The organism is Streptomyces sp. NPDC048441 (assembly GCF_043200235.1).
Taxonomy (GTDB): Bacteria; Actinomycetota; Actinomycetes; order Streptomycetales; family Streptomycetaceae; genus Streptomyces.
In genome coordinates this window covers 230,923-256,814 of the sequence record NZ_JBICXM010000005.1, presented here as the reverse complement: position 1 = coordinate 256,814, position 25,892 = coordinate 230,923, and the positions used below count along the sequence as shown (strand labels likewise).

30 protein-coding genes are annotated in these 25,892 nt (G+C 71.2%); 9 read left to right on the top strand and 21 right to left on the bottom strand.

Translation table 11 applies throughout. The features are described 5' to 3' along the window. Positions 1-94 precede the first annotated feature (94 nt). The 7 genes from ACGFSB_RS14855 to ACGFSB_RS14825 are packed head-to-tail and all read left to right on the top strand — an operon-like array spanning position 95 to position 7,884. Complete coding sequence (locus ACGFSB_RS14855; RefSeq protein ID WP_393398522.1) at positions 95-1,102, top strand: ADP-ribosylglycohydrolase family protein; 1,008 nt, start codon at positions 95-97, stop codon at positions 1,100-1,102. After that, positions 1,099-2,370, top strand: a complete 1,272-nt coding sequence (locus tag ACGFSB_RS14850) for an ADP-ribosylglycohydrolase family protein (RefSeq protein WP_393398520.1) — start codon at positions 1,099-1,101, stop codon at positions 2,368-2,370. Before ACGFSB_RS14855 ends, ACGFSB_RS14850 begins: the two co-directional genes overlap by 4 nt. Then, positions 2,312-3,493 (top strand): ADP-ribosylglycohydrolase family protein, encoded by a 1,182-nt coding sequence (locus ACGFSB_RS14845; RefSeq protein ID WP_393398518.1) that lies wholly within the window; start codon positions 2,312-2,314, stop codon positions 3,491-3,493. Before ACGFSB_RS14850 ends, ACGFSB_RS14845 begins: the two co-directional genes overlap by 59 nt. Next, positions 3,490-4,920, top strand: a complete 1,431-nt coding sequence (locus ACGFSB_RS14840) for an ADP-ribosylglycohydrolase family protein (protein ID WP_393398516.1) — start codon at positions 3,490-3,492, stop codon at positions 4,918-4,920. The genes ACGFSB_RS14845 and ACGFSB_RS14840 overlap by 4 nt, the downstream gene beginning before the upstream one ends. Continuing rightward, the gene (gene rbsK / locus ACGFSB_RS14835; RefSeq protein ID WP_393398514.1) at positions 4,917-5,822 is read left to right on the top strand and encodes a ribokinase; all 906 of its coding nucleotides are present in this window, start codon (positions 4,917-4,919) and stop codon (positions 5,820-5,822) included. Before ACGFSB_RS14840 ends, rbsK begins: the two co-directional genes overlap by 4 nt. Before the next feature lie 2 nt (positions 5,823-5,824). Then, the gene (locus ACGFSB_RS14830) at positions 5,825-7,039 is read left to right on the top strand and encodes a CaiB/BaiF CoA transferase family protein (RefSeq protein WP_393399038.1); all 1,215 of its coding nucleotides are present in this window, start codon (positions 5,825-5,827) and stop codon (positions 7,037-7,039) included. 11 nt (positions 7,040-7,050) lie between these two features. Continuing rightward, the gene (locus ACGFSB_RS14825; protein WP_393398512.1) at positions 7,051-7,884 is read left to right on the top strand and encodes an HpcH/HpaI aldolase/citrate lyase family protein; all 834 of its coding nucleotides are present in this window, start codon (positions 7,051-7,053) and stop codon (positions 7,882-7,884) included. A 63-nt stretch (positions 7,885-7,947) separates the two neighbouring features. Here the strand turns inward: ACGFSB_RS14825 and lgt are convergent, their stop codons facing one another. From lgt to hisI, 11 genes are all read right to left on the bottom strand, one after another. Further along, positions 7,948-8,913 (bottom strand): prolipoprotein diacylglyceryl transferase, encoded by a 966-nt coding sequence (gene lgt, locus ACGFSB_RS14820; protein WP_393398510.1) that lies wholly within the window; start codon positions 8,911-8,913, stop codon positions 7,948-7,950. A gap of 104 nt (positions 8,914-9,017) precedes the next feature. Then, complete coding sequence (locus tag ACGFSB_RS14815) at positions 9,018-9,794, bottom strand: DsbA family protein (protein WP_393398508.1); 777 nt, start codon at positions 9,792-9,794, stop codon at positions 9,018-9,020. A gap of 63 nt (positions 9,795-9,857) precedes the next feature. Continuing rightward, positions 9,858-10,673 carry a tryptophan synthase subunit alpha gene (trpA, locus tag ACGFSB_RS14810; RefSeq protein ID WP_393398506.1) on the bottom strand — a complete coding sequence of 272 codons (816 nt, stop codon included), beginning with the start codon at positions 10,671-10,673 and terminating at the stop codon, positions 9,858-9,860. Further along, positions 10,670-11,956, bottom strand: coding sequence for a tryptophan synthase subunit beta (gene trpB / locus ACGFSB_RS14805; protein WP_393398504.1), 1,287 nt, complete (start codon positions 11,954-11,956; stop codon positions 10,670-10,672). Before trpB ends, trpA begins: the two co-directional genes overlap by 4 nt. 162 nt (positions 11,957-12,118) lie before the next feature. Beyond that, complete coding sequence (gene trpM / locus ACGFSB_RS14800) at positions 12,119-12,283, bottom strand: tryptophan biosynthesis modulator TrpM (protein WP_393398502.1); 165 nt, start codon at positions 12,281-12,283, stop codon at positions 12,119-12,121. Positions 12,284-12,292: 9 nt separating this feature from the next. Beyond that, complete coding sequence (gene trpC / locus ACGFSB_RS14795; RefSeq protein ID WP_393398500.1) at positions 12,293-13,102, bottom strand: indole-3-glycerol phosphate synthase TrpC; 810 nt, start codon at positions 13,100-13,102, stop codon at positions 12,293-12,295. Between the two features lie 195 nt (positions 13,103-13,297). Continuing rightward, a complete protein-coding gene (locus tag ACGFSB_RS14790) occupies positions 13,298-13,756 on the bottom strand; it encodes a DUF2752 domain-containing protein (protein WP_393398498.1) in 459 nt (152 codons plus the stop codon). A gap of 97 nt (positions 13,757-13,853) precedes the next feature. Continuing rightward, positions 13,854-14,096, bottom strand: coding sequence for an HGxxPAAW family protein (locus ACGFSB_RS14785; RefSeq protein WP_393398496.1), 243 nt, complete (start codon positions 14,094-14,096; stop codon positions 13,854-13,856). Between the two features lie 127 nt (positions 14,097-14,223). Next, positions 14,224-14,907, bottom strand: a complete 684-nt coding sequence (locus ACGFSB_RS14780; protein WP_393398494.1) for a TIGR02234 family membrane protein — start codon at positions 14,905-14,907, stop codon at positions 14,224-14,226. Further along, positions 14,891-16,393, bottom strand: coding sequence for an anthranilate synthase component I (locus tag ACGFSB_RS14775; protein WP_393398492.1), 1,503 nt, complete (start codon positions 16,391-16,393; stop codon positions 14,891-14,893). Before ACGFSB_RS14775 ends, ACGFSB_RS14780 begins: the two co-directional genes overlap by 17 nt. A 60-nt stretch (positions 16,394-16,453) precedes the next feature. Continuing rightward, positions 16,454-16,834, bottom strand: coding sequence for a phosphoribosyl-AMP cyclohydrolase (gene hisI / locus ACGFSB_RS14770; RefSeq protein WP_393398490.1), 381 nt, complete (start codon positions 16,832-16,834; stop codon positions 16,454-16,456). A gap of 81 nt (positions 16,835-16,915) precedes the next feature. Here hisI and ACGFSB_RS14765 point away from each other — a divergent pair, with 81 nt between their 5' ends. Both ACGFSB_RS14765 and ACGFSB_RS14760 read left to right on the top strand, forming a co-directional pair. Then, a complete protein-coding gene (locus ACGFSB_RS14765; protein WP_393398488.1) occupies positions 16,916-17,551 on the top strand; it encodes a TIGR03085 family metal-binding protein in 636 nt (211 codons plus the stop codon). Beyond that, complete coding sequence (locus ACGFSB_RS14760) at positions 17,551-17,952, top strand: VOC family protein (protein ID WP_393398486.1); 402 nt, start codon at positions 17,551-17,553, stop codon at positions 17,950-17,952. The genes ACGFSB_RS14765 and ACGFSB_RS14760 overlap by 1 nt, the downstream gene beginning before the upstream one ends. Before the next feature lie 27 nt (positions 17,953-17,979). Here the strand turns inward: ACGFSB_RS14760 and ACGFSB_RS14755 are convergent, their stop codons facing one another. The 10 genes from ACGFSB_RS14755 to hisD form a co-directional block, all read right to left on the bottom strand. Next, positions 17,980-19,227 carry an MFS transporter gene (locus ACGFSB_RS14755; RefSeq protein WP_393398484.1) on the bottom strand — a complete coding sequence of 416 codons (1,248 nt, stop codon included), beginning with the start codon at positions 19,225-19,227 and terminating at the stop codon, positions 17,980-17,982. A gap of 14 nt (positions 19,228-19,241) precedes the next feature. After that, positions 19,242-19,847, bottom strand: coding sequence for a helix-turn-helix domain-containing protein (locus tag ACGFSB_RS14750; RefSeq protein ID WP_393398482.1), 606 nt, complete (start codon positions 19,845-19,847; stop codon positions 19,242-19,244). Between the two features lie 142 nt (positions 19,848-19,989). Beyond that, positions 19,990-20,745 carry an imidazole glycerol phosphate synthase subunit HisF gene (gene hisF, locus ACGFSB_RS14745; RefSeq protein WP_393398480.1) on the bottom strand — a complete coding sequence of 252 codons (756 nt, stop codon included), beginning with the start codon at positions 20,743-20,745 and terminating at the stop codon, positions 19,990-19,992. Then, the gene (locus tag ACGFSB_RS14740) at positions 20,742-21,152 is read right to left on the bottom strand and encodes a RidA family protein (RefSeq protein WP_393398478.1); all 411 of its coding nucleotides are present in this window, start codon (positions 21,150-21,152) and stop codon (positions 20,742-20,744) included. The genes hisF and ACGFSB_RS14740 overlap by 4 nt, the downstream gene beginning before the upstream one ends. Beyond that, positions 21,149-21,877, bottom strand: coding sequence for a bifunctional 1-(5-phosphoribosyl)-5-((5-phosphoribosylamino)methylideneamino)imidazole-4-carboxamide isomerase/phosphoribosylanthranilate isomerase PriA (priA, locus tag ACGFSB_RS14735; RefSeq protein WP_393399035.1), 729 nt, complete (start codon positions 21,875-21,877; stop codon positions 21,149-21,151). Before priA ends, ACGFSB_RS14740 begins: the two co-directional genes overlap by 4 nt. A 17-nt stretch (positions 21,878-21,894) precedes the next feature. Next, positions 21,895-22,536, bottom strand: coding sequence for an imidazole glycerol phosphate synthase subunit HisH (gene hisH, locus ACGFSB_RS14730; protein WP_393398476.1), 642 nt, complete (start codon positions 22,534-22,536; stop codon positions 21,895-21,897). Between the two features lie 17 nt (positions 22,537-22,553). Next, the gene (locus ACGFSB_RS14725; RefSeq protein WP_202121127.1) at positions 22,554-22,718 is read right to left on the bottom strand and encodes a hypothetical protein; all 165 of its coding nucleotides are present in this window, start codon (positions 22,716-22,718) and stop codon (positions 22,554-22,556) included. A 4-nt stretch (positions 22,719-22,722) separates the two neighbouring features. Next, positions 22,723-23,316, bottom strand: coding sequence for an imidazoleglycerol-phosphate dehydratase HisB (gene hisB, locus ACGFSB_RS14720; RefSeq protein WP_361045394.1), 594 nt, complete (start codon positions 23,314-23,316; stop codon positions 22,723-22,725). Then, positions 23,313-24,419, bottom strand: a complete 1,107-nt coding sequence (locus ACGFSB_RS14715; protein WP_393398473.1) for a histidinol-phosphate transaminase — start codon at positions 24,417-24,419, stop codon at positions 23,313-23,315. The genes hisB and ACGFSB_RS14715 overlap by 4 nt, the downstream gene beginning before the upstream one ends. Beyond that, positions 24,416-25,768, bottom strand: coding sequence for a histidinol dehydrogenase (gene hisD, locus ACGFSB_RS14710; protein ID WP_393398471.1), 1,353 nt, complete (start codon positions 25,766-25,768; stop codon positions 24,416-24,418). The genes ACGFSB_RS14715 and hisD overlap by 4 nt, the downstream gene beginning before the upstream one ends. Positions 25,769-25,892: the final 124 nt, after the last annotated feature.

The window sequence follows — 25,892 nt, the reverse complement described above, 5'->3', positions numbered from 1 at the left end:
CGTCGGGGGTGCCGCGTGGCAGGGATGCAGACAGGGACACCCGCAGCCGCAGCCAGCGACGCGGGCACACGTCTCGGCACCAGGGAGGCACAGCATGACGAGCTTGACCGGTGTGACTGGAGCAACCGGAACGACCGGAGTGATCGGCCTGAGAGAGCGGGCGCGTGGCTCGCTTCTCGGCCTGGCCGTCGGCGACGCGCTCGGCGCGCCCGCCGAGAACATGAAGCCGTCGGAGATCCGCCGCCGCTGGGGACGCATCACCGGATACGTCGCCGAACATCCGGCAGGCACGGACGACACCGAATACGCGATCTTCTCCGGGCTCCTCCTCGCCCGGCACGGCTCGGCCCTCACCATCAGGCATGTCGAAGCGGCCTGGCACGAGTGGATCGCCGACCTCGACGAGGGCCCGTTCCGGGGTGCGGGATTCAGCGAGCGGGGCACCCTGGAGAACCTCCGCCGTGGCCTCGCGGCCCCCATTTCCGCCCAGCATCGCCACGCGTGGAGCGACGGGCTCGCGATGCGGGCCGCTCCCTTCGGGGTCTTCGCCGCGGGGCAGCCCGCCGAGGCGGCCCGGCTCGTGGCGATCGACGGCTCGGTCAGCCATGACGGCGAGGGCATCTACGGCGGGCAGGCGGTCGCCGCGGGGGTCGCGGCGGCTATGGGCGGGGCGCCGGTGAACTCCGTGGTGGCCGCGGCCCTGTCCGTCATCCCGATGGACTGCTGGACCTCGCGGTCGCTGCGGCGGGCTGTGGCTGTGGCGCACCGGGGGGAGCGGGCGGTGCGGTCCGCCGTGGTGATCGGCGGCTACCCGTGGACCGACCTCGCCCCTGAGGCGGTGGGTCTTGCCTTCGGGGCGTACGCCTCGGCGGCGGGGCGTTTTCCGGACTCCGTGTTGACTGCCGTCAACATGGGGCGGGACGCGGATACCACCGCGGCGGTGGCGGGGGCGCTGGCCGGTGCGACGTGGGGGGCCTCGGCGATTCCGTCGCTGTGGGCCGCTGCGATCGGGGCTGCGCGGGGCAGTTGCCTGCCCTCGATGCGGGGGCATCATGTGCTGGACGTCGCGGAGTTGCTCACTCCGGCTCCGGAGCTGTCATGACTACGGACAAGGCCGCCGCTTCGCGGCGGATCTCTCCATCCCATCCACCCGTTTACCCCGTAGTGGCTCCCGGTGCTGTGGGTAGTCGCATCGAGGGCCTCCTCCTGGGACTCGCGGCAGGTGACGCCGCCGGGTGGCCCGCCGCCCGGCACCGCGCGGCCCGTATGCCCGAATGGACCCGCAGGCTGACCCGCGAACTCGACACCTTCGCCGAGCAGAACGCCACCACCACCCTCCCCGTCCCCATCGCGCTCAACCAACCCCCGGAACCCCTCCGCCTCGGCCCGTCCGACGACGCCGAATGGGCCGCCTTCGCCGCGGAATCCGTGCTCCGCGCGGCGGACGGCACCCTCAGCGCCACGCTGAGCCCCGACCGACGTATGCGCGCCGCGCTCGACCTCGCCTGGAACACCCTCGCCAGCGAGATCGCCGCGGCAGCGGCCCGCGCGCCCGAGGTCGAATCGGCGGTACTCCCCCTGCGCGCCCGCATCTCCGTACGCGCGGGCCTTGGCAATCTCGCCGCGGGCCTGCGCCCACCCGCCACCGGCCACGACAACCCCCACTTCTTCGACGACGCCGCCTGCGTACGCGCCTGCGTCCTCGCCCTGGTCCACCAGGGCGACCCCGAACTGGCCGCCGCCCTCGCCGAGTTCGACGCCCGCTACACCCAGGACGGCGACGGCGTGCACGGTGCCCGCGCGATGGCCGCGGCGATCGCGGCGGCGCTCGGCGGCGCGGACGTCGACGCGACCGTGGACGCCGCCCTCGCCCAGCTTCCCGAGCACACCGAGATCGGCCGCAACGCCTGGCACGCCGTCAAACTCGCCCGCACCCAGGCGGAGGAGGACGGCGCCTTCGGCCTCGTCCCCCTCCTCGAGCATCAGATCGTCGACCACGTCTACAGCTACGGAATCGCCGCCGCCGAGACGGTTCCGGTGGCCCTCGCCCTGACCACCGCGGCCCGCGGCCGCATCCGCGATGCCGTCCCCGCCGCCGCCTGCCTCTCCCGCGTCGCCGACTCCGCACCCGCCCTGACCGGCGCGCTGACCGGCGTACTCGGCACCGCCGCCGCCATCCCCGAATCCTGGCGCGACGCCTGCCGCACCCTCTCCGGCTGCGCTCTCCCCCGCCTCGCGGGCACCGACCTGGTGGAACTCGCCGGGCACCTGGCAGCCACGGAACTCACCACTTCGGGAGGACAATCCCGACATGACGCCACCAACGGAACCAAAAGAAGCGATGGAACCAACGGATGCAGCTCTCGCTGAGCGCATCACCGCCTGTCTGGTCGGAGCAGCCGTCGGCGACGCCATCGGCGGCCCCGTCGAGGGCTACTCCCCCGAGCAGATCGTCGAACGGCACGGCGGCCGCGTACACGGCATCGTCGGCCCCTGGAACGCCGAGCACTGGCGCACCGCCCGCCCCATCGCGCCGTACCACAAGGGCGACGGACACATCACCGACGACACCTTGATGACGCACGCGCTCATCCGCGTGTACGCCGCCGTCCGCGACCACTTGGACGCCTACGCGGTCGCCGACCACCTGGTCCCCGACCTCATGACGACCCCCCGCTGGATCCCGGAACTCGAATCGGAGGCCCTCCCCCTCCAGCGGATCTTCCTCGCGGAGAAGTGGATCGTCGCCCGCATCCACTACGGTCACGTCGACCCGCGCGAGGCGGGCACCGGAAACATCGTCAACTGCGGTGCGGCGATGTACATGGCACCGGTCGGCCTCGTCAACGCGGCGAATCCGGCAGCCGCGTACGCCGAGGCCCTCGACATCGCGGGCGCACACCAGTCGTCGTACGGACGTGAGGCCGCGGGAGTCTTCGCGGCGGCGGTGTCCGCCGCGTGCGTACCGGGCGCGACGCCCGTCTCGGTGATCGACACCGCCCTCTCCCTCGCGAAGGACGGGACGCGGGCCGCGATCGAGGCGGTGGCCGAAGCGGCGTCGCACCACCGGGACTTCGAGTCCGCCCTGTCCCCCCTCCGCGCCGCCATCACCCCCTTCGACACGGTGGGCCCGGACTACCGCGCCCCCTCCCTCGGCGCCCGCCGCCCCTCCCGCGTCCATGCCATCGAGGAACTCCCCATCGCACTCGGCATGCTCCTGGTGAGCGACGGCGACTACCGCCATACGGTCCTCGGCTCGGTCAACTACGGCCGTGACTGCGACTCCATCGCGACGATGAGCGGCGCGATCGCCGGCGCCCTGGGCTCGGGCGCCCCGCCGGAGTGGGCCAAGGCGGTCGCGGAGGCCAGCCGCCTGGACCTGCATGCCCCGGCGAGGACGCTGACGGAGGTCACCCAGGAGATCTTCACCCGCGACGTACGCCGCCGCCGCACCCACGAGTCGGCATACGCCACCCTGACGGCCGCCCCATGATCCGCCTCACCTGGGTCCAGCCGGAGGACTTGATCGGCCACGAACTCCGCCAGGCGGAGGAGGAGGGCAAGGACACCAGCTCCGTACGCTCCCGCTGGCTAGCGGCAGGCGGCCACTTGGCCCCTGCCAGAGCGGGCGCGTCCCCGGCCCCGCCCTCCCCGCAGCTACGAGCCCTCGCGGAGAAGCTACTGGCCGAGCTGTCCCAGCCGCCCGCGTCGTGGGCAGGCGTTCCGCAGGGCGATCGGGGTCTCCCCTGGTCGAGCGAAGCCGAGAGCTTGGGGAAGGGTGGGCACAACGCCACCCCCCGGGCCGCACGGCAATGCGAGACCCTACGCCACCGCCTACACGCCGCCTGGCTGGGCAGAGCAGCAGGCTGCCTACTGGGCAAACCAGTGGAGAAGCTCCCCCTGACCGGCATCCGCCAGCTGGCCAAAGCAACAGGCAACTGGCCCCTGAGCACCTGGTTCACAGAGAAGGGCCTCCCCCGGGAGCTCCAGCAGGCCCACCCCTGGAACAAGCGCTCCGCGCAGACCTCCCTAGCCGAAAACATCAACGGTATGCCCGAGGACGACGACCTCAACTACCCCCTCCTCAACCTCCGCCTCCTCCAACACCACGGCAGAGACTTCACCACCACGGACGTGGCAAGGCTCTGGCTCGACGAACTCCCCGCGGCCCGCACCTTCACCGCCGAACGCATCGCCTACCGCAACCTCCTCAACGGCATCGAGCCCCCGCACACCGCTACCCACCACAACCCCTTCCGCGAATGGATCGGCGCCCTGATCCGCGCCGACGTCCACGGCTGGACGAACCCCGGCGCCCCCACGGCGGCAGCCGACAGCGCGTACCGCGACGCGCGCCTCAGCCACACCGCCAACGGCGTGTACGGCGCGATGTTCGCGGCGGCCACGATCGCCGAGGCGGCGGCAGGCACCGGAGACGTCCACCACTGCCTCCGCACCGGCCTCACCGTCGTACCGCAGGACTCGCGGCTGGCCCGAGCGATCCGCCACGGCATCCAACTGGCCCTCGAAACAAAGCACTTCGACGAAGTCGTCGACCAGCTGCACGCGGCCCACGGCCACCACCACTGGGTCCACGTCATCCCCAACGCGGCCCTCCTGTCCGCCGCCCTCACCCACGCCGACGGCGACTTCACCGGCTCCATCACCCGTGCGGTGTCCGGCGGTTGGGACACCGACTCGAACGGCGCGACCGCGGGGTCGATCGCGGGCCTGCTCGCCGGTCACCCGGACGCGCTCCCCGACCGCTGGACGGCCCCGCTCGACAACCGCATCGCCACCTCGATCCCCGGCTTCGACGGCATCGGCTTCGACACCCTCGCGGACCTCACCACCGAACTCGCCCATGAGACCCATGAGATCCATGTGATCCCGGAGATCCAGGAGACACACCGCCCATGACCCACATCGCCGTACTCGGCAGCATGAACATGGATCTCGTCGCGTACGTCGCCAAGGCCCCACAGCGCGGAGAGACCGTCACCGGGCGCGAGTTCCATACCCTCCCCGGCGGCAAGGGAGCCAACCAGGCCGTCGCCGCGGCCCGCGCCGGCGCCGACGCCGTGTCGATGATCGGCGCGGTCGGCGCCGACGCCTTCGGCAGTCAGCTCCGCGCCGCTCTCGGCCACTCCGGCGTCGACACCGACCTCCTGCGCACCGTCGAGACGGCCACCGGCACCGCGCACATCGTGGTCGACGACGAGGGCGGCAACGCGATCGTCGTCATCCCCGGCGCCAATGGCACCCTCACCGCACTCACCCCCGGCGACGAAGGCCTGATCGCCTCGGCCGACCTCCTTCTGCTCCAGCTGGAGATCCCCGTCGAAGGGGTGCTCGCCGCCGCGCAGGCCGCCCGCCGCCACGGCGTACGCACCGTCCTCACCCCCGCACCCGCGCAGCCCCTGCCCCCCGAACTCCTCGCCGCCACCGACCTGTTGGTCCCGAACGAGCACGAGGCGGCCGCCCTCACCGGCCTCACGGACCCGCACGCCGCTGCCGAAGCCCTCCTCTCCCAGGTCCCCGAAGTCGTCGTCACGCTGGGCTCGCGCGGCAGCCTGTACGCGGCCCGGGGCGCCGAGCCGGTCATGGTGGAGGCCCCGCATGTCACGGCGGTGGACACGACAGGAGCGGGCGACACCTTCGTCGGCACCCTCGCGGTGGCCCTCGGCGAGGGCGGCTCCGTGCCTGAGGCGCTCGCCTGGGCGTCGACCGCGGCGGCCCTCTCCGTCCAGCGTCCGGGGGCTTCGGCGTCCATGCCGTACCGCTCCGAGATCGACACCCAGGCGAACGGAGCCGCGTCATGACGATGCAGTCCCCCACCCCCGCCCCCCTCACCCCCGCACCCCTCACCGGCCTCCGCGTCCTCGACGTGGCGACCCTCTTCGCGGGCCCCCTCGCCGCCACGATGCTCGGCGACTTCGGCGCGGAGGTCATCAAGGTCGAGCATCCGGGCAGGCCCGACCCGTCCCGTGGACACGGCCCCTCGAAGGACGGCGTCGGCCTCTGGTGGAAGCTACTCGGCCGCAACAAGCGCACGATGACGCTCGACCTCTCGACACCCGGCGGCCGTGAGACCCTGCTGCGTCTCGCCGCCACCGCGGACGTCATCATCGAGAACTTCCGTCCCGGCACCCTGGAGAAGTGGGACCTGGGCTGGGAGGAACTGAGCGCGGCCAACCCCCGTCTCGTCCTGACCCGCGTCACCGGCTTCGGTCAGTTCGGGCCGTACTCCCGCCGCCCCGGTTTCGGCACCCTCGCCGAGGCGATGAGCGGATTCGCCGCGATCACCGGCGATCCTGACGGGCCGCCGACCCTGCCGCCCTTCGGCCTCGCCGACTCGATCGCGGGGCTCGCGACGGCGTACGCGGTGATGACGGCGCTCGCGGCCCGCGACCGCACCGGCAAGGGCCAGGTCGTGGACATGGCGATCATCGAGCCGATCCTCACGGTCCTCGGCCCGCAGCCGCTCTGGTACGACCAACTGGGCCACGTCCAGCCCCGCACCGGCAACCGCTCCACCAACAACGCGCCCCGCAACACCTACCGTACGGCGGACGGCAGTTGGGTCGCGGTCTCCACCTCCGCCCAGTCGATCGCCGAGCGCGTGATGCGTCTGGTGGGCCGCCCGGAGCTGATCTCCGAGCCCTGGTTCTCGACGGGCGCGGAGCGCGCGGCCCACGCGGACGTGCTCGACGACGCGGTCGGCGGCTGGATCGCCCTGCACACCCGCGGCGAGGTGATCGAGGCCTTCGAGAAGGCGGAGGCGGCGGTCGCTCCCATCCAGGACGTACGCGACGTCATGACGGACCCCCAGTACGCGGCCCTGGACAGCGTCACCACGGTCGACGACCCGGAGCTCGGCCCGCTGCGGATGCAGAACGTCCTCTTCCGCCTCTCCGAGACACCGGGCTCGATCGGCTGGGCGGGCCGCCCGCACGGAGCGGACACGGAGGCCGTCCTGACCGAACTGGGCCTGACGGAACGGGAGATCGTGGGCCTGCGCGAGGAGGGCGCGCTATGAAGGAACGGGCCATGAAAGAAGCGCCTCTCACCTGGCTGTACGCGCCCGGCGACCGCCCGTCCATCGTGGCGAAGGCCCTGCTCGCGGGCGCCGACGCCGTCATCATCGACCTGGAGGACGCGGTAGGCCCCGACCGCAAGGAGTACGCGAGATCGGCGACGGCCGAGCTCCTGTCAGAGCCCCCTCCCCTCCCCGTCCACGTCCGCGTGAACGCCCTGGACGGGCCCCTCGCCGAGGCCGACCTCCGGGCGATCGCGCACCTCCCCGGGGTCTTCGGCCTGCGCCTGCCCAAGGTGACCTGCCCGGCCGACGTCGTCCGCGTCGCGGAACGGTCGGCCCCCGCGGACGGTGGCGCCCCCGTCCTGCACGCCCTCATCGAATCGGCCATCGGCCTGGAGCACGCCTTCGCCATCGCCACCGCGCACCCGGCCCTGCACGGGCTCTCCATCGGCGAGGCGGATCTCCGCGCGGACCTGGGAGTACGTGACGACGCGGGCCTCGACTGGGCACGCGCCCGCGTCGTGGTGGCCGCACGGGCCGCGGGGCTCGCGCCACCGGCGCAGTCGGTGTACCCGGACATCAGAGATCTGGACGGCCTGAGGGCGTCCTGCGCCCACGGCCGGACCCTGGGTTTTCTGGGCAGAGCCGCGATCCACCCCCGCCAGCTCCCGGCCATCGAACAGGCCTACCTCCCCACCCCTCAGGAGATCGAACACGCCGAGCAGATCGTCAAGGCGGCCACTACGGAGGCGGGTGCCCTGGCCCTGCCGGACGGCACGTTCGTGGACAAGGCGGTGGTGGAGGGGGCGCGGCGGGTCCTGGACCTCGCCGGGCGGCGGGGATAGCGATGGGGCCGCCGGATCAACCGATCCGGCGGCCCCATCGACGTACGAAAGGTGGAGAGTGCCTCAGCCCTTCTTGGCTGACCCGGCCCCGTCCTTGTCCTTGTCCGCGTCCTTGGCGTCCTTGGCGTCCTTGGCGTCCTTGGACGATTCGGCCTCAGACTCCGACTCAGCCTCGTCCTTGGACGACGCACCGTCCGCGGGCTCCTCGCCGGCAGGCACCGGCTCGACGATCTCCTCGCGGCCGGGGCGCTTCTTCGCGGACAGTACGAGGTAGATGACCGCGAGCACGAAGACCGCGATGGCGGTCCAGACGTTCAGGCGCAGGCCCAGCACATGGTGCGCGTCGTCGACGCGCATGTACTCGATCCAGCCGCGGCCCGCGCAGTACGACGCGACGTACAGCGCGAACGCCCGGCCGTGTCCCAGCTTGAAGCGGCGGTCGGCCCAGATGACCAGGAAGCCGACGCCGACGCACCAGAGGGACTCGTACAGGAACGTCGGGTGGTAGGTGCCGGGCACGCGCCCGTCCTCCGCCGACGTGATCTTCAGGGCCCAGGGCAGATCCGTTGCCTTGCCGTACAGCTCCTGGTTGAACCAGTTGCCCCAGCGGCCGATCGCCTGGGCGAAGGCGATACCGGGGGCGAGGGCGTCGGCCCAGGCGGGCAGCGGGATGCCGCGCCTGCGACAGCCGATCCAGGCACCGACCGCGCCGAACGCGATCGCGCCCCAGATACCGAGGCCGCCCTCCCAGATCTTGAAGGCGTCCACCCAGTCACGGCCCTCGCTGAAGTACAGCTGGTAGTCCGTGATCACGTGATAGAGACGCCCGCCGACGAGGCCGAACGGCACGGCCCAGACGGAGATGTCGGCCACGGTGCCTGGCCGGCCCCCGCGAGCGATCCACCGCTTGTTGCCGAGCCAGACGGCGACGAAGACGCCGATGATGATGCAGAACGCGTAGCCGCGCAACGGAATGGGTCCGAGTTCGACCACTCCGCGCGACGGGCTGGGAATGAAGGCAAGGTCCATGGCAGGTCCGACGCTATCGTGCCGGGTGGAGGCCGGGGCAACCAGCCCGGCTACGTCTCCATAACAAGCGCCCCGAGGCGGGCGCTCCGCACCAGGGGGCCGCGCTACCCCTTGTTCGCTGCCTCCACCTTCGCCTTCAGCTTCGCCGGGGTCAGCGGATTCTTCTGATCGCCGAAGATGTCCTTGCCGTCGAGCAGCACACTCGGCGTGCCCTTCAGGCCTGATGCCTGGAAGGCCTTGTTCGACTTGGTGGCCCAGCTGTCGTGCTTGCCGTCGTTCACGCACTTCTTGAAGGAGTCGTCGACGAGCCCGTCGACCTCGCCCGCGAGGTCGATCAGTTTGCCGTTCTTGCTGAACGCGTCGTCGGTCTCCGCGGGCTGGTTCTTGTAGAGCACGTCGTGGTACGCCGTGAACTTCCCGGCGTCCTGGGCGCAGGCCGCCGCGTTGGCCGCGCGCAGGGAGCCGCTGCCGCCCATGTTCCCGTCGATGATCGTGGCCAGGTGATACTGGACCTTGAGCTGGCCCTTGCCGACGAGGTCATGGATCGTCGTGCGGTACGTGTCCTCGAACTGCTTGCAGGCGGGGCAGCGGAAGTCCTCCCAGATGGTGAGGGCGGACTTGGCGCTGTCCTTGCCGACGGGGATCGCCAGCTGATCCTTGCCGCTCGCCCCCTTGGGGACCGACAAGGGGCCCGAAGTGTCCTTGTCGTCGCCCGAGTTGGCCGCGACCAGGCCCACCACGGCGGCCAGCGCGAGCACGCCCACGACGGCGGCACTCACGATCAGCACTCTGCGCTGCTTGTCCCGCGACTTCTGCCGCTCCCGCTCTTCCGCCAGCCGTTCGCGGGCCGCGCGCTTTCCCTCACTGTTCTTCTCACTCACACCCCGCCAACGAACCGGGGAGGCACGAGCGTGCCTCCCCGGTCCCAGGTCCACCCGTACGAGTTACGCGGTGCCGCGAACTCCCCGGGCGAGATCGGCGGCGAGCGCGCGGACGGCGGCGAGGCCCGCGGTCTCGTCCTCGGCGTCCAGCATCAGCTGGACGAAGGCGGAGCCGACGATCACGCCGTCGGCGAAGCCCGCGACCTCGGCGGCCTGGGCGGCGTTGGAGACACCGAGGCCGACACAGACCGGCAGGTCCGTGGTGGCCTTGGTGCGCCGCACCAGCTCCTGCGCCTGCTCCCCGACAGACGCACGGGTGCCCGTGACGCCCATCAGCGAGGCCGCGTACACGAAGCCGGAACCGGCCGCCGTGATGGTGGCGAGCCGCTCGTCCTTGCTGCTCGGCGCGACGACGAAGACCGTCGCCAGGCCGTGCTTCTCGGCGTGCTCCCTCCAGGTCGCCGATTCCTGGACGGGCAGGTCGGGCAGGATGCATCCGGCGCCGCCCGCATCGGCGAGCTCGGCGGTGAAGCGCTCGATGCCGTAGCGGTCGATCGGGTTCCAGTACGTCATGACGAGCACCGGCTTGCCTGTTGCCTCATGAGCCTCGCGCACCGTGCGCAGCACGTCGGCGATCTTCAGGCCCGCCTTGAGCGCGATGTCGTCGGCGGTCTGGATGACGGGGCCGTCGAGGACGGGGTCGCTGTGCGGGAGACCGACCTCCACGACATCGGCGCCGCCATCGAAGACGGCCTTGATGGCCGCGATGCCGCCGTCGACGGTCGGGAACCCGGCGGGAAGGTAGGCGATGAGGGCCGAGCGGCCCTCGGACTTGGCCGCGGCGAGGGTGTCGCCCAACAGCTGGATGTTGCCGCTCACTTGGCGTCCCCCTCGATCTCCGCGGCACCGTTGCCCGCGTCCGCCTCGACGGCGGCGTCCGTGTCGTACAGGCCGAAGTAGCGCGCGGCCGTGTCCATGTCCTTGTCGCCGCGCCCGGACAGGTTGATGATCATCAGCCCGTCCTTGCCGAGCTCCTTGCCGACGTCGAGCGCCCCGGCGAGTGCGTGGGCGCTCTCGATGGCCGGGATGATGCCCTCGGTGCGTGACAGGAGGCGCAGGGCCTGCATGGCCGCGTCATCGGTGACCGCGCGGTACTCGCCGCGGCCGCTGTCCTTGAGGAAGGCGTGCTCGGGGCCGATGCCCGGGTAGTCGAGTCCGGCGGAGATCGAGTAGGGCTCGGTGATCTGCCCTTCCTCGTCCTGGAGGACGTACGACCGCGAACCGTGCAGGATTCCCGGCTCACCCGCGGAGAGCGTGGCCGCGTGCTCGCCGGTCTCGATGCCGTGGCCCGCGGGCTCGCACCCGATGAGGCGGACATCCGCGTCCGGGATGAAGGCGTGGAAGAGGCCGATGGCGTTCGAGCCGCCGCCCACGCAGGCGACGGCGGCGTCGGGAAGACGTCCGGCGCGCTCCAGGATCTGGCGCCTGGCCTCCACCCCGATGACGCGGTGGAAGTCACGCACCATGGCCGGGAACGGGTGCGGTCCTGCCACGGTCCCGAAGAGGTAGTGCGTGCGGTCCACGTTGGCGACCCAGTCGCGGAACGCCTCGTTGATGGCGTCCTTCAGGGTCCTGCTGCCGGACTTCACGGCGATGACCTCGGCGCCGAGCATACGCATACGGGCCACGTTCAGGGCCTGGCGCTCGGTGTCGATCTCGCCCATGTAGATGGTGCATTCGAGGCCGAAGAGCGCGCAGGCGGTGGCGGTGGCGACGCCGTGCTGCCCTGCGCCGGTCTCCGCGATGACGCGGGTCTTGCCCATGCGCTTGGTGAGCAGGGCCTGGCCGAGCACATTGTTGATCTTGTGCGAGCCGGTGTGGTTCAGGTCCTCGCGCTTGAGGAAGATCCGTGCGCCTCCCGCGTGTTCCGCGAAGCGGGGCACTTCGGTGAGGCTGCTGGGCCTGCCGGTGTAGTTGGCGAGCAGGTCGTCGAGCTCGGCGGCGAAGGCGGGGTCGCTCTTCGCCTTGTCGTACTCGACGGCTACCTCGTCCACGGCGGCGACAAGGGCCTCCGGGATGAACTTGCCGCCGAACGCGCCGAAGTAGCCTTCGGCGGTGGGGACTTGACCCTCGGGGTCCGGGATGAAGAATTGGCTGGGCATGGCGATACCTCGCTAAGGCTGGCGCTGGCGTTTATTGACGTGAGTACGCCTTGGCGCCGTGGCTGGTCAGGTTCTATCGCGACTGCGGCCCGTCTTGGGCTGATCGCGCCCACGCGGCGGAGCCGCAAATCGAAACAGTCCCGCGCCCCTTACGGGCGCTTCTCAGCTCGCGGCGGCGGTCAAGGCGCCGCTCTGCCATCGCATCCCGTTGACCTGACCGGGCTCGTCACCGATCACGTACCGGACCCGGCGCCCATGAACCCGTCGCGCGGGCGCCCGGCAGCCGCGAGGGCGGCAACCGGGTGCGAGGCGGACGGCGATGGACATGGGTGAGGGTCAGCTCCGCCCGTGCCGCAGGGCCGGGTGCGCGCCCGCTGCGACGAGGTCGGAGACCGCGCTCTTCGGGTCGCGGCCGGTCACCAGGGACTCGCCCACGAGCACCGCGTCGGCGCCCGCGTTGGCGAACGCGATGAGGTCGTGCGGCCCGCGCACACCGGACTCGGCGATCTTGACGACGTTGTCGGGCAGCTCGGCCGCGACCCGCTCGAAGGTGGAGCGGTCGACCTTCAGCGTCTTGAGGTCGCGGTTGTTGACGCCGATGACCCGCGCCCCCGCGTCCACGGCCCGCTCGGCCTCGTCCTCGTCGTGCACCTCGACGATCGGCGTGAGGCCGATCGAGTGGGCGCGCTCGATGAGCGACTCCAGGGCGGGCTGTTCGAGGGCGGCCACGATCAGCAGGGCGAGGTCGGCGCCGTAGGCACGCGCCTCCCACAGCTGGTACGAGGTGACGATGAAGTCCTTGCGGAGCACCGGGATGTCGACCTTGGCCCGGACGGCCTCCAGGTCGGCGAGCGAACCGCCGAAGCGGCGCTCCTCGGTGAGCACGGAGATGACGGCGGCGCCGCCCGCTTCGTAGTCGGCGGCGAGCCCGGCCGGGTCGGCGATCGCGGCGAGCGCGCCCTTGGACGGGCTGGAGCGCTTGACCTCGCAGATGACCTTGACGCCGTCGCCACGCAGTGCGGCGACCCCGTCCTTGGCCGCAGGAGCCTTCGCCGCGCGCTCTTTGAGCTCGTCGAGGCTGACGCGCGCCTGCCGTTCCGCGAGGTCGGCACGGACTCCGTCGATGATCTCGTCGAGCACACTCACGCGAGCGGCCCCCTTCCCTGACGGTGAAGCTGCTGTTGAACCTCAAGCTGTTCGGCTGCCTCATCAGGCATTCCGATGGTCACTGCGATGATATCCGCAGGAGGGCGAAGGCCCCGCATCCGGTTGACGCCAGTCCCACGTCCTGGACACTCTTCACCCCTCCGGCCTGGGGTTTCGTGGCACATAAGCGGAACATCAAGGATGCAGCCATGCCCCGAACGGCAGATTGCGTACGAGGGTGAACACCGCGATGAGCGCCCCGACGGCGTACAGCTGCGCCGACCCCAACTCGATCCGCAGCCGCTGCCCGCGCGCCGCCCGGACCGCCCAGAGGGTCCACACGACCGCGAAGACGCCGTACCCGACGACCGCGAGCGCGTTGGCGCCTAGTGCCGCGGCGATGTCGCCGTGGATGAAGGCGTGGGCGCTGCGCAGTCCGCCGCAGCCGGGGCAGAAGATCCCGGTGAGCCGGAGCAGCGGGCAGGCTGGGTAGTGGCCGGGCTCGTTCGGGTCGACCGAGCCCACGTAGGCGAAGGCGGCGACGACCGAGCCGAGCACGCTGACGGGCACGACGAGCCGACGCAGTGCGGGGCCGACGAGTGGTGCCGCGCTCTGCGGTTCAGCGCTCTCGGGTTCAGCGTTCACCCGACGCATTCTGCCCCTCGGCGCCGGTGGCCGCCCGGCAGGGAAACGCGAAAGGAGGCCGCCCCGGCTCCTGCCGGTACGGCCTCCCACGTAGGTCTGCGAGAACTCAGACGTCGGAGTGCGCGAGCTGCCCCTGCGGCTGCGGCTGCGGGCTGCGCTTCGCCTGGCCGAGGCCCGCGGCACGCATGGCGAGGCCGACGAGTCCACCGGCGGCGATGACGACCAGGCCGGCCCAGAAGCCGAGCGGATTGGCCATCACCATGAAGGCACCCGATACGCAGAAACCGATGCAGGCGATGATGGCACCGGTCCAGGCGGCCGGGGTGTGTCCGTGGCTGCTGCCCGCCATGACTTGCTCCTCGTTGCTGTGTGCGTGGTGGTGATGCGTGGGGTGAGCGGTGCGCTCACCACTCCATTGTCCCGTACGCGCACCCGGGGTGTGTGCCGGGGGTGCGGGGTGTCGGACTGTCGGGGGTTCATGCCTCGCGCGTCGGGTCCTCGCCGCGGTCGAGGGCCTTCCACAGGTCTTCGGGACGATCCGGGTCCACCACGGGGGCGGCCTTGCGCGGGCGGGGTGCGCCGTCGCGTTCGTAGCGCCCCGACATCGCGGGCCAGGACTTGCCGCACGTCAGCGCGAGCAGACCGGCGACCAGGATCAGCGCGCCCGCGGCTGCCGCGGCGTACGGCCAGCCGGTGTGGCTGAGATCACCGATCGTGGCGGCGGCGTCGCCGGAGGCCTCCGCGGCCTTCTCGTCGAGCGCTCCGCTGTCATTGGCGGCGAGGAGCGCCGAGGCCACGGTGCCCGCGCCGCTCAGCGCGAGCAGCAGGGAGACGAGCATCCGCCCTGCCTTGCGGACGGCGAAGACGGCGACGAGCGAGGCGAGGCCCACTATGGCGAGGGCCGCGGGCACGCCCGTGACATCGCTGCCCGTGGCGCTCAGCGGCAGCTCGCCGCCCGCCACCGTCGCGGTGCCGTTGGCCCACGTCTGGCGGGATGCGAGCAGGGTGAGGGCCGCGCCGACCGCCCCGAGCGACAGGGCGACGGCGATGCTGCGCCGGCCCGTGCGCTGGGCCCGGGTCTCGGGCTCGGCGGCGTCGGCAGCCTGGGTGCGGGGCGGTGGTACGGCAGAAGTCACCCCTCCACTATCCCTCACGTCCATCGGGGCGCCGCAGCCGGTTCGCCGTGTGGACGGCGCGCAGGACCGCGGCCGCCTTGTTGCGGCACTCGGTGTCCTCGGCCACGGGGTCGGAGTCGGCGACGACACCGGCGCCCGCCTGGACGTACGCCGTGCCGCCGCGCAGCAGCGCGGTGCGGATGGCGATGGCGGTGTCGGAGTCGCCCGCGAAGTCGAGGTAGCCGACGCAGCCGCCGTAGATGCCGCGCCGGGAGGGTTCGAGCTCGTCGATGATCTGCATCGCGCGGGGCTTGGGGGCTCCGGAGAGGGTGCCCGCGGGGAAACAGGCGGTGAGGACGTCGAAGGCGGTGCGTCCCTCGGCGACCTGTCCGGTGACCGTCGAGACGATGTGCATGACGTGCGAGTACTTCTCGATGGACATGAAGTCGACGACCTCGACCGACCCTGGCCGGCAGACCCGCCCCAGGTCGTTGCGGCCGAGGTCGACCAGCATCAGGTGCTCGGCCCGCTCCTTGGGGTCGGCGAGCAGCTCGTCGGCGAGCGCCTGGTCCTCCTGCGGGGTCGCGCCGCGCGGCCGGGTGCCCGCGATGGGGTGGACCATGGCGCGCCCGTCCTCGACCTTCACGAGAGCTTCGGGCGACGACCCGACGACGTCGAAGCCGTCGAAGCGGAAGAGGTACATGTACGGCGACGGGTTGGTGGCCCGCAGCACGCGGTAGACGTCCAACGCGCTTGCGTCACAAGGGGTTTCGAAGCGCTGCGAGGGGACGACCTGGAAGGCCTCGCCCGCGCGGATGCGCTCCTTGATGTCCTCGACGGCTTCCTGGTACTGCTCGCCGCCCCACAGCGCGGTGTATTCCGGGAGCTCGGAGGGCGGCAGCGCGGCGGGGGGCTGGGAGACGGCCCGCGACAGGTCGGCCTCCATGGCGTCGAGCCGGGCGACCGCGTCGGCGTGCGCCTCGTCGACCCCGGTCTCCAGGTCGTTGTGGTTGATCGCGTTGGCGATCAGGAGCACGGACCCGTCCCAGTGGTCGAGGACGGCGAGATCGCTGGTGAGCAGCATGGTCAGCTCGGGCAGCTGGAGGTCGTCCCGCTCGCCGGGGCCGATCTTCTCCAGGCGCCGCACGATGTCGTACCCGAGATACCCGACCATCCCTCCGGTGAAGGGCGGCATCCCGGACGCCAGGTCGTGCGGGGTGTGCAGGGCCTGGACCGTGGCGCGCAGGGCGTCGAGCGGGTCACCGGAGGTGGGGACGCCGACGGGCGGGGTGCCGAGCCAGTGGGCCTCGCCGTCGCGGGTGGTGAGGGTGGCGGCGCTGCGGACGCCGACGAAGGAGTAGCGAGACCATGATCGGCCGTTCTCCGCGGACTCCAGGAGGAACGTGCCGGGCCGCTCGGCTGCGAGCTTGCGGTAGAGCCCGACGGGAGTGTCACCGTCCGCGAGGAGCTTGCGGCTCACGGGGATCACTCGGCGGTCGGTCGCGAGCTTGCGGAAGGTCTCGAGATCCATGGGGAGGAGCTTACGGCCGTGCGGGCGGGCGGCTGTGTCCATGACCGCCCGGCGAGACGATCATGCTCCGGTGCCGGTGAAGGAGACCGTGAGGGTGTCGGAGTCGAAGCAGGTGCGGGTGCCCGTGTGGCAGGCGGCGCCGATCTGGTCGACCTGGACGAGGACGGTGTCCGCGTCGCAGTCCAGGGCCACGGACTTCACGTACTGGAAGTGCCCGGACGTGTCGCCCTTGACCCAGTACTCCTGACGGCTGCGGGACCAGTAGGTGCAGCGCCCGGTCGTGAGCGTGCGGTGCAGCGCCTCGTCGTCCATCCAGCCCAGCATCAGGACCTCGCCGGTGTCGTACTGCTGGGCGATGGCCGGGACGAGTCCGTCCGCGCCGCGCTTGAGGCGGGCGGCGATCTCGGGGTCGAGGCTGCTTGGCGGGGGCGTGGCGGTCATACGGCCATTGTGCCGCGCCCCCGGCACCCCGCAGGACCTCGTCCACTGGGCGGACCGGCTACCGGGTCGTAGGCTGGCTGTATGTCGACCCATGCAAAGCGTGAACGACTTCTCCTCGCCGACCTGTTGGAGGCGGAAGGCCCTGACGCGCCCACCCTCTGTGATGGCTGGAACACCCGTGACCTCGCGGCCCATGTGGTGGTCCGCGAGCGCCGCGCGGATGCCGCGGGCGGGCTTCTGATCAAGCAGCTCGCCTCCCGCCTCGAACGGGTGCAGGCCGAGTTCGCCGCGAAGCCGTACGAGGAACTGATCCAGCTGATCAGGACGGGACCGCCGCGCTTCTCGCCCTTCTCCCTCAAGCAGATCGACGAGGCGTCGAACGCCGTCGAGTTCTATGTCCACACCGAGGACGTGCGCCGCGCCCAGCCCGACTGGACGCCGCGCGAGCTCGACCCGGTCTTCTCGGACACCCTGTGGTCCCGCCTCGAACGGATGGCCCGCGTCATGGGCCGCAAGGCTCCGGTGGGCCTCGTCCTGCGCCGCCGGGACGGCCAGACGGCCGTGGCGCACCGGGGTACTCCGGTGGTGACGGTCACCGGGGAGCCCGCCGAGCTGCTGATGTTCGCGTTCGGGCGGCAGGACGCGGCGAACGTGGATCTTGACGGAGACAAGGACTCGATCGCCAAACTGCACGAGACCAAGCAACTGGGCATCTGATGATCCGGGTCGCGATGACCGGTGTGTACGTCGATGACGTGGCGAGGGCACACGCCTTCTACACGGACGTACTCGGCTTCGAGACCCGGCATCACGTGGACATGATGGGCGGGGCGGTCTTCGTCACGGTGGGGGCGGCGGGGGCCCAGCCGGACCTGGAGCTGCTGCTCGAACCGGGCGAGGGGCCCATCGCCGAGCCCTATCGCAAGGCGCTGCACGAGGCGGGGGTCCCGTGCATCGTCTTCGGGGTCGACGATGTGCGGGCCGAGCATGAACGGCTCGTGGGCCTCGGAGTGCGGTTCACGCAGGGGCCTGAGGAGCAGGGGCCTGTGATCACCGCGGTGCTTGATGACACGGTGGGGAACCTGGTGCAGTTGATGCAGGTCGCGTCCGCGCATTGATCCGGGCCACATCCACCAAGTAGCCCCTCAGCGCGGCAGTTCGGCGCGGCGCAGGGCGCGGGAGCAGAGGCCGAGCACCCCGCCCGCCGCGCTCACCGCCGCGCTCGTGGCGAACACCGGCTCGATGCCCCAGGCGCCGATCGCCGCGCCGACCACGGGGAACATCATGGGGGCGATGCCCATCGTGAAGAGCGTCGCCACCGAGGTGACGCGGCCCAGGTAGGCGGGCTCGGTGACCGTCTGCAGCATGGCGCCGATCAGCGCGCCGCCGAGCCCGGTGCACAGGCCGACGCAGAGCCCGGCAGCCGCCGCGGCGCCGACCGAGGGTGCGAAGCCGATCGCCGCAAGCGCGACGGAGCCCGCCACCACTCCCCAGGACTGCACGGCTCCGGCCCGCCCTATCCGCCCCCGCACCGCGAGCAGCAGCGCCGACGCACCGGCTCCGACGCCGAAGCCCCCCACGATCCACGCCATGCCCGCGGCTCCCCAGCCCCGCTGATCGGCGAGCAGCACGACACCGATGTTGGCGGGCCCTGCGAAGCCCAGCTCCATCACGGCCGCCACCAGGAGCAGCGGGGCGAGCACCCGGTGGCCCCGGATGTATCGCAGGCCGTCCACGAGCTGGCGCCAGGGGCTTTCGCCCGTCCCTGATTCCTCGTCCGGGGGGAGCTCCCGGACGCGTACGGCCATCAGCAGCACCAGCGAGAGCGCGAAGAGCACCCCTGCCGCACCGAAGCCCGCCGCGGGCCCGCCCAGCGCCACGGCGAGTCCGCCGAGCGGTGCGGCGGCGACCGTGGCGACGCGCTGCGCGAACCCCCGCATTCCCTGCACCCGGCCGAGCTGCCCCGGCGTGGTGATGCGCGGCGGCAGGGCGCCGACACTCGGCAGGAACAGCGCGTCGACGGCGCCGAAGACCAGGGCGACGAGGACCAGGAGCCAGATCCCGGGCGCGGTCATGAGGAGCAGTACGGCCACGGCGAGGATCACCGCGCAGCGCACCGCGTCGCTCCCGATGACCACCCTGCGGGGCCCGAAGCGGTCGGCGATCACACCGCCGCCGAGCATGAGCGCGGCGCGCGGCACGGAGCCGACAGCGAGGACGAGCCCGGCCTGTGCGGGGCTGCCGCCTCGGGTGGCGGCCCAGGAGAGGGCCACGAAGTAGATGCTGTCGCCGACCATCGACGCCGTGTAGGCGCTGAGCCAGCGCAGGACGTTGCCGTCCCGGTGCGCGGGCTCCTCGGGGGCGGGAGCTGTACGTAAGCCGGTGCTGGTCATGTGGGGCAGCCCTCTCAGATCCGGAAGGGGAAGCTGGCCAGGTGCACGGCGACGTTCTCGCGCCCCTCCGTGTCGCCCGCCGCCTCCGCGGCCTTGCCCTGCTCCTCGTACGTCTTGATCAGGGCGTGGATCTCGGCGTTGAGCCGGGTGAGTTCGGCGGGGTTCAGGCGGGCGAGGAAGTCCGACTGGTCGGCCGCCTTGCGCCACTCGGCGCCCCAGGCCGTCTGCTGGTCCAGGTAGGTCTCGTACTGCTCCCTGCGGTGCGCGATCAGGCGGCGGATGACCGCCGCGTGCGCCGCGACCCCCTCAGGGCTGTCCTTGAAGTCCTCGTGCCGGAAGCTCAAGGTCTCCTGCGCCGCCTGCCACCACCGCTCCCGCGCGTCCTCGCTCTGCACCTCGGCCTCCTCGATGAGGCCGTGCTCGGCGAGCTTGCGCAGGTGGTAGCTGACGAGCGAAACCGCTTCGTCGACCTGCCCGGCGAGCTGCGACGCGGTCGACGGGCCCGCCACCCGCAAGGTGCTGTAGATCTTCAGACGCAGCGGATGCCCGAACGCCTTGAGCGTGCCGACGTCGGTGATGCGGCGGGCCTCGCTGCTGGGCTTGGGCTGCTTGTCGTTCATGCCTTCACCGTAGATACAAAAGGAAACTTGCGCAATATAAATTGCGCAAGTTTCCTTTCCTGACTGGACGGCGAAAAGCCCTGGCCACCCGGTGACCAGGGCTTACGCGAAGACACGAAGACACGAAGACACGAAGTGCCGCTCAGCGAACCGGGTGGCCCGCCTCCCGAAGGGTGTCCTTGACCTCGCCGATCCGCAGATCCCCGAAGTGGAAGACCGATGCCGCAAGGACCGCGTCCGCGCCCGCCGCGATCGCGGGCGGGAAGTGGTCCAGGCGGCCCGCGCCGCCGGAGGCGATGACAGGGACGGTGACGTGACGGCGTACCGCCGCGATCATCTCGATGTCGTAGCCGTCCTTGGTGCCGTCCGCGTCCATCGAGTTGAGCAGGATCTCGCCCGCTCCCAACTCGGCGGCCTGGTGCGCCCATTCGACGGCGTCGATCCCGGCGGACTTGCGGCCACCGTGGGTGGTGACCTCGAAGCCCCCGGACGGAGTCCGCCTCGCGTCGACCGACAGGACGAGCACCTGCCGCCCGAACCGCTCCGCGATCTCCCGGATCAGCTCCGGGCGCGCGATGGCGGCCGTGTTCACGCCCACCTTGTCCGCGCCCGCCCGCAGCAGCTTGTCGACGTCGTCGGCCGTGCGGACGCCGCCGCCCACCGTGAGCGGGATGAAGACCTGCTCGGCGGTGCGGCGGACCACGTCGTACGTCGTCTCGCGGTTGCCGGACGACGCGGTGATGTCCAGGAAGGTGAGCTCGTCGGCGCCCTCGGCGTCGTACACCTTGGCCATCTCGACGGGGTCGCCCGCATCGCGCAGATTCTGGAAGTTGACGCCCTTGACGACCCGGCCGTTGTCCACGTCCAGGCAGGGGATGACTCGTACGGCCAGGGTCATGACGTCTCAGCTCCCCGGTACGCCTCCACCTCGACCTCGACGACCAGGCTCGGGTCGATGAAGCCGGAGACGATGAGCATCGACGCCGCGGGGCGGACGTCGTCGAAGAGCTCCTTGTGGGCCCGGCCGACCTCCTCCACGTCCCGCGCGTGGGTCAGATACATGCGGGTGCGTACGACGTGCTCCCGGCCGAGGCCCAGCTCCTTCAGCGCCTCGACGGCGACGTGGAAGGCGTTGGCCGCCTGCTCGTACGGGGTGCCCGCGTCTATGACGCCGTTCACCACCGACGTGCAACCCGACACCAGGACAAGGCCGTTGGGCAGCTCGACGGCGCGGGAATAGCCGATGGCCTCCTCCCACGGTCCGCCCGAGCTCACCCGGCGTACGACGTCCCCGTTGTCACTCATGACGACGCCACCGCGGCGAGCGCCTCTTCGAGGGTGAACGCCTTCGCGTACAGCGCCTTGCCGACGATCGCGCCCTCGACGCCCTGCGGGACGAGCTCGGAGATCGCGCGCAGGTCGTCGAGCGACGAGACGCCGCCCGAAGCGACGACCGGGCGGTCCGTGGCCGCGCAGACGCCCCGCAGGAGCTCCAGGTTCGGTCCCTCCAGCGTGCCGTCCTTGGCGATGTCGGTGACGACGTAGCGGGCGCAGCCCTCGGCGTCGAGTCGCGCCAGGGTTTCGTAGAGGTCGCCGCCGTCGCGGGTCCAGCCGCGGCCGCGCAGGGTCGTGCCGCGTACGTCGAGGCCCACCGCGATCTTGTCGCCGTGCGACGCGATGACCTTGGCGACCCACTCCGGAGTCTCCAGGGCAGCCGTACCGAGGTTCACGCGCGTGCAGCCGGTGGCGAGCGCGGCCTCCAAGGACGCGTCGTCGCGGATGCCGCCGGAGAGCTCGACCTTGATGTCCATGGCCGCGGCGACATCGGCGATCAGCGAGCGGTTGTCGCCGGTGCCGAACGCGGCGTCCAGGTCGACCAGGTGCAGCCACTCGGCGCCCGACCGCTGCCAGGAGAGGGCGGCCTCCAGCGGGGAGCCGTAGGAGGTCTCCGATCCGGACTCGCCGTGCACGAGGCGTACGGCCTGGCCGTCGCGGACGTCGACGGCGGGGAGGAGTTCGAGCTTGCTCACAGAAATCCCTGACATCCCTAGAGGGTTCCGATCCAGTTGGTGAGGAGCTGGGCGCCGGCGTCGCCGGACTTCTCGGGGTGGAACTGGGTGGCCCACAGTGCGCCGTTCTCGACGGCGGCCACGAAGGGCTCGCCGTGCGTGGTCCAGGCGACCTTGGGGGCGCGGAAGGCGGGGTTGCCCGCCTCGAAGTCCCAGTGGTGCACGGCGTACGAGTGCACGAAGTAGTAGCGGGCTTCGGCGTCGAGGCCCGCGAACAGCTGGGAGCCGTCCGGCGCCCGCACCGTGTTCCAGCCCATGTGCGGGACGATGTCGGCCTTGAGGGGCTCGACGGTGCCGGGCCACTCGTCGAGGCCGTCGGCCTCCACGCCGTGCTCGATGCCGCGCGCGAAGAGGATCTGCATACCGACGCAGATGCCGAGGACCGGGCGCCCGCCCGCGAGCCTGCGGCCCACGATCCAGTCGCCGCGCGCCTCTTTGAGCCCTCTCATGCAGGCGTCGAAGGCGCCGACACCGGGGACGAGGAGGCCGTCGGCGTTCATGGCCGTGTCGTAGTCACGCGTTATCTCGACCTCCGCGCCCGCGCGCGCGAGTGCGCGCTCGGCGGAACGGACGTTCCCGAAGCCGTAGTCGAAGACGACGACCTTCTTGGGAGCGGTCATACGTGGATCAGCTCCCCTCAGTTCCAGTAGTCGAGCCGCATGACACCCGCGACGATGCACATGGCCGCGCCGATGGACAGCAGCGTGATCAGGCTCTTGGGCATCCCCTGCTTGACGAAGGAGATGATGCCGCCGATCAGGAAGAGTCCGACGACGATCAGGATGGTGTTGAGTCCGGTCATGGCTTTACAGCGCGCCCTTCGTGGAAGGGAGGATCCCGACGGCGCGCGGGTCGCGCTCCGATGCGTAGCGCAGCGCGCGGGCGAGAGCCTTGAACTGGCACTCCACGATGTGGTGGGCGTTGCGGCCGTAGGGCACGTGCACGTGCAGGGCGATCTGGGCCTGCGCGACGAAGGACTCCAGGATGTGCCGGGTCATCGTCGTGTCGTACGTGCCGATCATCGGCGCCATGGTCTCGGGCTCGGTGTGCACGAGGTAGGGGCGGCCGCTCAGGTCGACGGTCACCTGGGCGAGCGACTCGTCGAGCGGGACCGTGCAGTTGCCGAAGCGGTAGATGCCCACCTTGTCGCCGAGCGCCTGCTTGAAGGCGGCGCCCAGGGCGAGGGCGGTGTCCTCGATGGTGTGGTGGGTGTCGATGTGCAGGTCGCCCTCGGTCTTGACCGTGAGGTCGAAGAGGCCGTGGCGGCCGAGCTGGTCGAGCATGTGGTCGTAGAAGCCGACGCCTGTCGACACCTCGACCTTGCCGGTGCCGTCGAGATCGATCTCGACGAGGACCGACGTCTCCTTCGTGGTCCGTTCGACCCGTCCAACGCGGCTCATGCCTGCTGCTCCTTCTTCAGTTCGCGTACCGCATCGAGGAACGCGTCGTTCTCTTCCGGCGTTCCCGCGGAGACCCGCAGGAAGCCCGGTACTCCGTTGTCCCGGACCAGGACGCCCCGGTCGAGGATCCGCTGCCACACCGCGTGGGCATCTTCGAATCGCCCGAACTGGACGAAGTTGGCGTCCGAGTCGGTCACTTCGTAGCCGATCGCACGCAGCTCGCTCACCAGACGGTCGCGCTCCCGCTTCAGCTGCTCGACGTACTTCAGAAGCGTGTCGGTGTGCTCCAGGGCGGCGAGCGCGGTGGCCTGGGTGACGGCCGACAGGTGGTACGGCAGGCGTACGAGCTGTACGGCGTCGACGACCGCGGGGTCGGCGGCGAGATAGCCGAGGCGGAGCCCGGCCGCTCCGAAGGCCTTCGACATGGTGCGGGAGATGACGAGGTTCGGCCGCCCCGCGAGCAGCGGGAGCAGCGAGCCGCCGTGACTGAACTCGACGTACGCCTCGTCGACCACGACCATCGAGGGCTTGGCGGCCTGCGCGGCTTCGTAGAGCGCGAGGACGGTCTCGGCCGAGACGGCGTTCCCCGTCGGGTTGTTGGGCGTCGTGATGAAGACGACGTCCGGCTCGTTCTCGGCGATGGCCCGCGCCGCCGCGTCGGCGTCGATCGTGAAGTCCGCGCGGCGGGGACCCGAGATCCAGCCCGTGCCGGTGCCGCGCGCGATGAGGCCGTGCATCGAGTACGAGGGCTCGAAACCGATGGCGGTGCGTCCGGGCCCGCCGAAGGTCTGCAGGAGCTGCTGGATGACCTCGTTCGAGCCGTTCGCCGCCCAGACGTTGGCGAGGGTGACCTCGTGGCCGCCGGTGTTCGTGAGGTAGCGGGCGAGCTCGGTGCGGAGCTCGACGGCGTCACGGTCGGGGTAGCGGTTGAGGTCGCGGGCGACCTCGCGCACGCGCTCGGCGATGCGCTCGACGAGCGGTTCGGGGACGGGGTAGGGGTTCTCGTTCGTGTTCAGGCGTACGGGGACGTCGAGCTGGGGCGCGCCGTAGGGGGACTTGCCGCGCAGTTCGTCGCGTACAGGAAGATCGTCGATGTGGGTCACTTGCTCTCCGGCACCTTCCACTCGCTGTGCCAGTTTTGTTCGCCTTCGGCAAAACGCGCCTTGACCGCCGCACCGTGCGCGGGCAGGTCCTCCGCCTCGGCGAGCGTCACCACGTGCCGGGCTACGTCGGCGAGTGCGTCGCGCGTGTAGTCGACGATGTGGATGCCGCGCAGGAAGGACTGGACGCTGAGCCCCGAGGAGTGGCAGGCGCAACCGCCCGTCGGAAGGACATGGTTGGAGCCCGCGCAGTAGTCGCCGAGCGAGACGGGGGCCCAGGGGCCCACGAAGATCGCGCCCGCGTTCTTCACGCGTTCGGCGACCGCGGCGGCGTCCGCGGTCTGGATCTCCAGGTGCTCGGCGCCGTACGCGTCGACGACGCGCAGGCCCTCCTCCAGGCCGTCGACCAGGACGATCGCGGACTGGCGGCCCGCCAGGGCGGGGACGATCCGGTCCTCGACGTGCTTGGTCGCCGCGACCTGCGGCTCCAGTTCCTTGACGACGGCGTCGGCCAGGGCCACGGAGTCGGTGACCAGGACGGCGGCGGCGAGCGGGTCGTGCTCGGCCTGGCTGATCAGGTCGGATGCGACGTGCACCGCGTCGGCCGTGTCGTCGGCGAGGACCGCGATCTCGGTCGGCCCGGCTTCGGTGTCGATGCCGATGCGTCCCGTGAAGTAGCGCTTGGCGGCGGCGACCCAGATGTTGCCGGGTCCGGTGACCATGTTGGCCGGGGCGCAGGTCTCGGTGCCGTACGCGAACATCGCGACGGCCTGGGCGCCGCCGACCGCGTACACCTCGTCGATGCCGAGGAGGGCGCAGGCGGCGAGGATCGTGGGGTGCGGAAGCCCGTCAAAATCCTTCTGCGGCGGGGACGCGAGCGCCATCGACTCCACGCCCGCCTCCTGCGCCGGGACCGCGTTCATGATCACGGAGGACGGGTAGACGGAGCGGCCGCCCGGTGCGTAGAGGCCTACGCGCTCGACCGGAACCCACTTCTCGGTGACCGTGCCGCCGGGCACGACCTGCGTGGTGTGCGGGGCGCGGCGCTGCTCGCGGTGGACGATGCGGGCGCGCCGGATCGACTCCTCGAGGGCCTCGCGCACGAGCGGGTCGAGGCCGGTCAGGGCATCGGCGATGGCGGTTGCGGGGACACGGACCCGAGCCAGCTGTACTCCGTCGAACTTTTCCGCGTAATCGATCAGCGCCGCATCGCCACGATGATGCACGGCCTCGCAGATGGGCCGCACCCTCTCCAGGGCGGCCGCGACGTCGAAGTCGGCACGGGGCAGCAGGGCGCGCAGGGCGGGGCCCTCGGGGAGGGCGTCGCCGCGCAGGTCGATTCGGGAGATCACATGGCCAATTCTCTCAGACCGTCATTCTCGGTCGGAGGCCCGTATCAGTGGCTGATATAGATCCCGGGAGATCACGTTCACCACTAGCGTTCAGCCCGTCACCGAGCGGGCATGAACAGGTGTA

Coding starts and splice junctions, on each gene's coding strand:
- ACGFSB_RS14750 (WP_393398482.1), bottom strand. CDS start 19,847: ATGAACGACAAGCAGCCCAAGCCCAGCAGCGAGGCCCGCCGCATCACC.
- ACGFSB_RS14775 (WP_393398492.1), bottom strand. CDS start 16,393: ATGGATCTCGAGACCTTCCGCAAGCTCGCGACCGACCGCCGAGTGATC.
- ACGFSB_RS14780 (WP_393398494.1), bottom strand. CDS start 14,907: ATGGACGTGAGGGATAGTGGAGGGGTGACTTCTGCCGTACCACCGCCC.
- ACGFSB_RS14725 (WP_202121127.1), bottom strand. CDS start 22,718: ATGACCGGACTCAACACCATCCTGATCGTCGTCGGACTCTTCCTGATC.
- ACGFSB_RS14790 (WP_393398498.1), bottom strand. CDS start 13,756: ATGCGTCGGGTGAACGCTGAACCCGAGAGCGCTGAACCGCAGAGCGCG.
- hisF (WP_393398480.1), bottom strand. CDS start 20,745: ATGACCCTGGCCGTACGAGTCATCCCCTGCCTGGACGTGGACAACGGC.
- trpB (WP_393398504.1), bottom strand. CDS start 11,956: ATGCCCAGCCAATTCTTCATCCCGGACCCCGAGGGTCAAGTCCCCACC.
- ACGFSB_RS14740 (WP_393398478.1), bottom strand. CDS start 21,152: ATGAGTGACAACGGGGACGTCGTACGCCGGGTGAGCTCGGGCGGACCG.
- ACGFSB_RS14840 (WP_393398516.1), top strand. CDS start 3,490: ATGATCCGCCTCACCTGGGTCCAGCCGGAGGACTTGATCGGCCACGAA.
- hisH (WP_393398476.1), bottom strand. CDS start 22,536: ATGACCGCTCCCAAGAAGGTCGTCGTCTTCGACTACGGCTTCGGGAAC.
- ACGFSB_RS14785 (WP_393398496.1), bottom strand. CDS start 14,096: ATGGCGGGCAGCAGCCACGGACACACCCCGGCCGCCTGGACCGGTGCC.
- ACGFSB_RS14850 (WP_393398520.1), top strand. CDS start 1,099: ATGACTACGGACAAGGCCGCCGCTTCGCGGCGGATCTCTCCATCCCAT.
- trpM (WP_393398502.1), bottom strand. CDS start 12,283: ATGTCCATCGCCGTCCGCCTCGCACCCGGTTGCCGCCCTCGCGGCTGC.
- ACGFSB_RS14830 (WP_393399038.1), top strand. CDS start 5,825: ATGCAGTCCCCCACCCCCGCCCCCCTCACCCCCGCACCCCTCACCGGC.
- lgt (WP_393398510.1), bottom strand. CDS start 8,913: ATGGACCTTGCCTTCATTCCCAGCCCGTCGCGCGGAGTGGTCGAACTC.
- ACGFSB_RS14845 (WP_393398518.1), top strand. CDS start 2,312: ATGACGCCACCAACGGAACCAAAAGAAGCGATGGAACCAACGGATGCA.
- rbsK (WP_393398514.1), top strand. CDS start 4,917: ATGACCCACATCGCCGTACTCGGCAGCATGAACATGGATCTCGTCGCG.
- ACGFSB_RS14855 (WP_393398522.1), top strand. CDS start 95: ATGACGAGCTTGACCGGTGTGACTGGAGCAACCGGAACGACCGGAGTG.
- ACGFSB_RS14760 (WP_393398486.1), top strand. CDS start 17,551: ATGATCCGGGTCGCGATGACCGGTGTGTACGTCGATGACGTGGCGAGG.
- hisI (WP_393398490.1), bottom strand. CDS start 16,834: ATGACCGCCACGCCCCCGCCAAGCAGCCTCGACCCCGAGATCGCCGCC.
- hisB (WP_361045394.1), bottom strand. CDS start 23,316: ATGAGCCGCGTTGGACGGGTCGAACGGACCACGAAGGAGACGTCGGTC.
- ACGFSB_RS14825 (WP_393398512.1), top strand. CDS start 7,051: ATGAAAGAAGCGCCTCTCACCTGGCTGTACGCGCCCGGCGACCGCCCG.
- ACGFSB_RS14765 (WP_393398488.1), top strand. CDS start 16,916: ATGTCGACCCATGCAAAGCGTGAACGACTTCTCCTCGCCGACCTGTTG.
- ACGFSB_RS14755 (WP_393398484.1), bottom strand. CDS start 19,227: ATGACCAGCACCGGCTTACGTACAGCTCCCGCCCCCGAGGAGCCCGCG.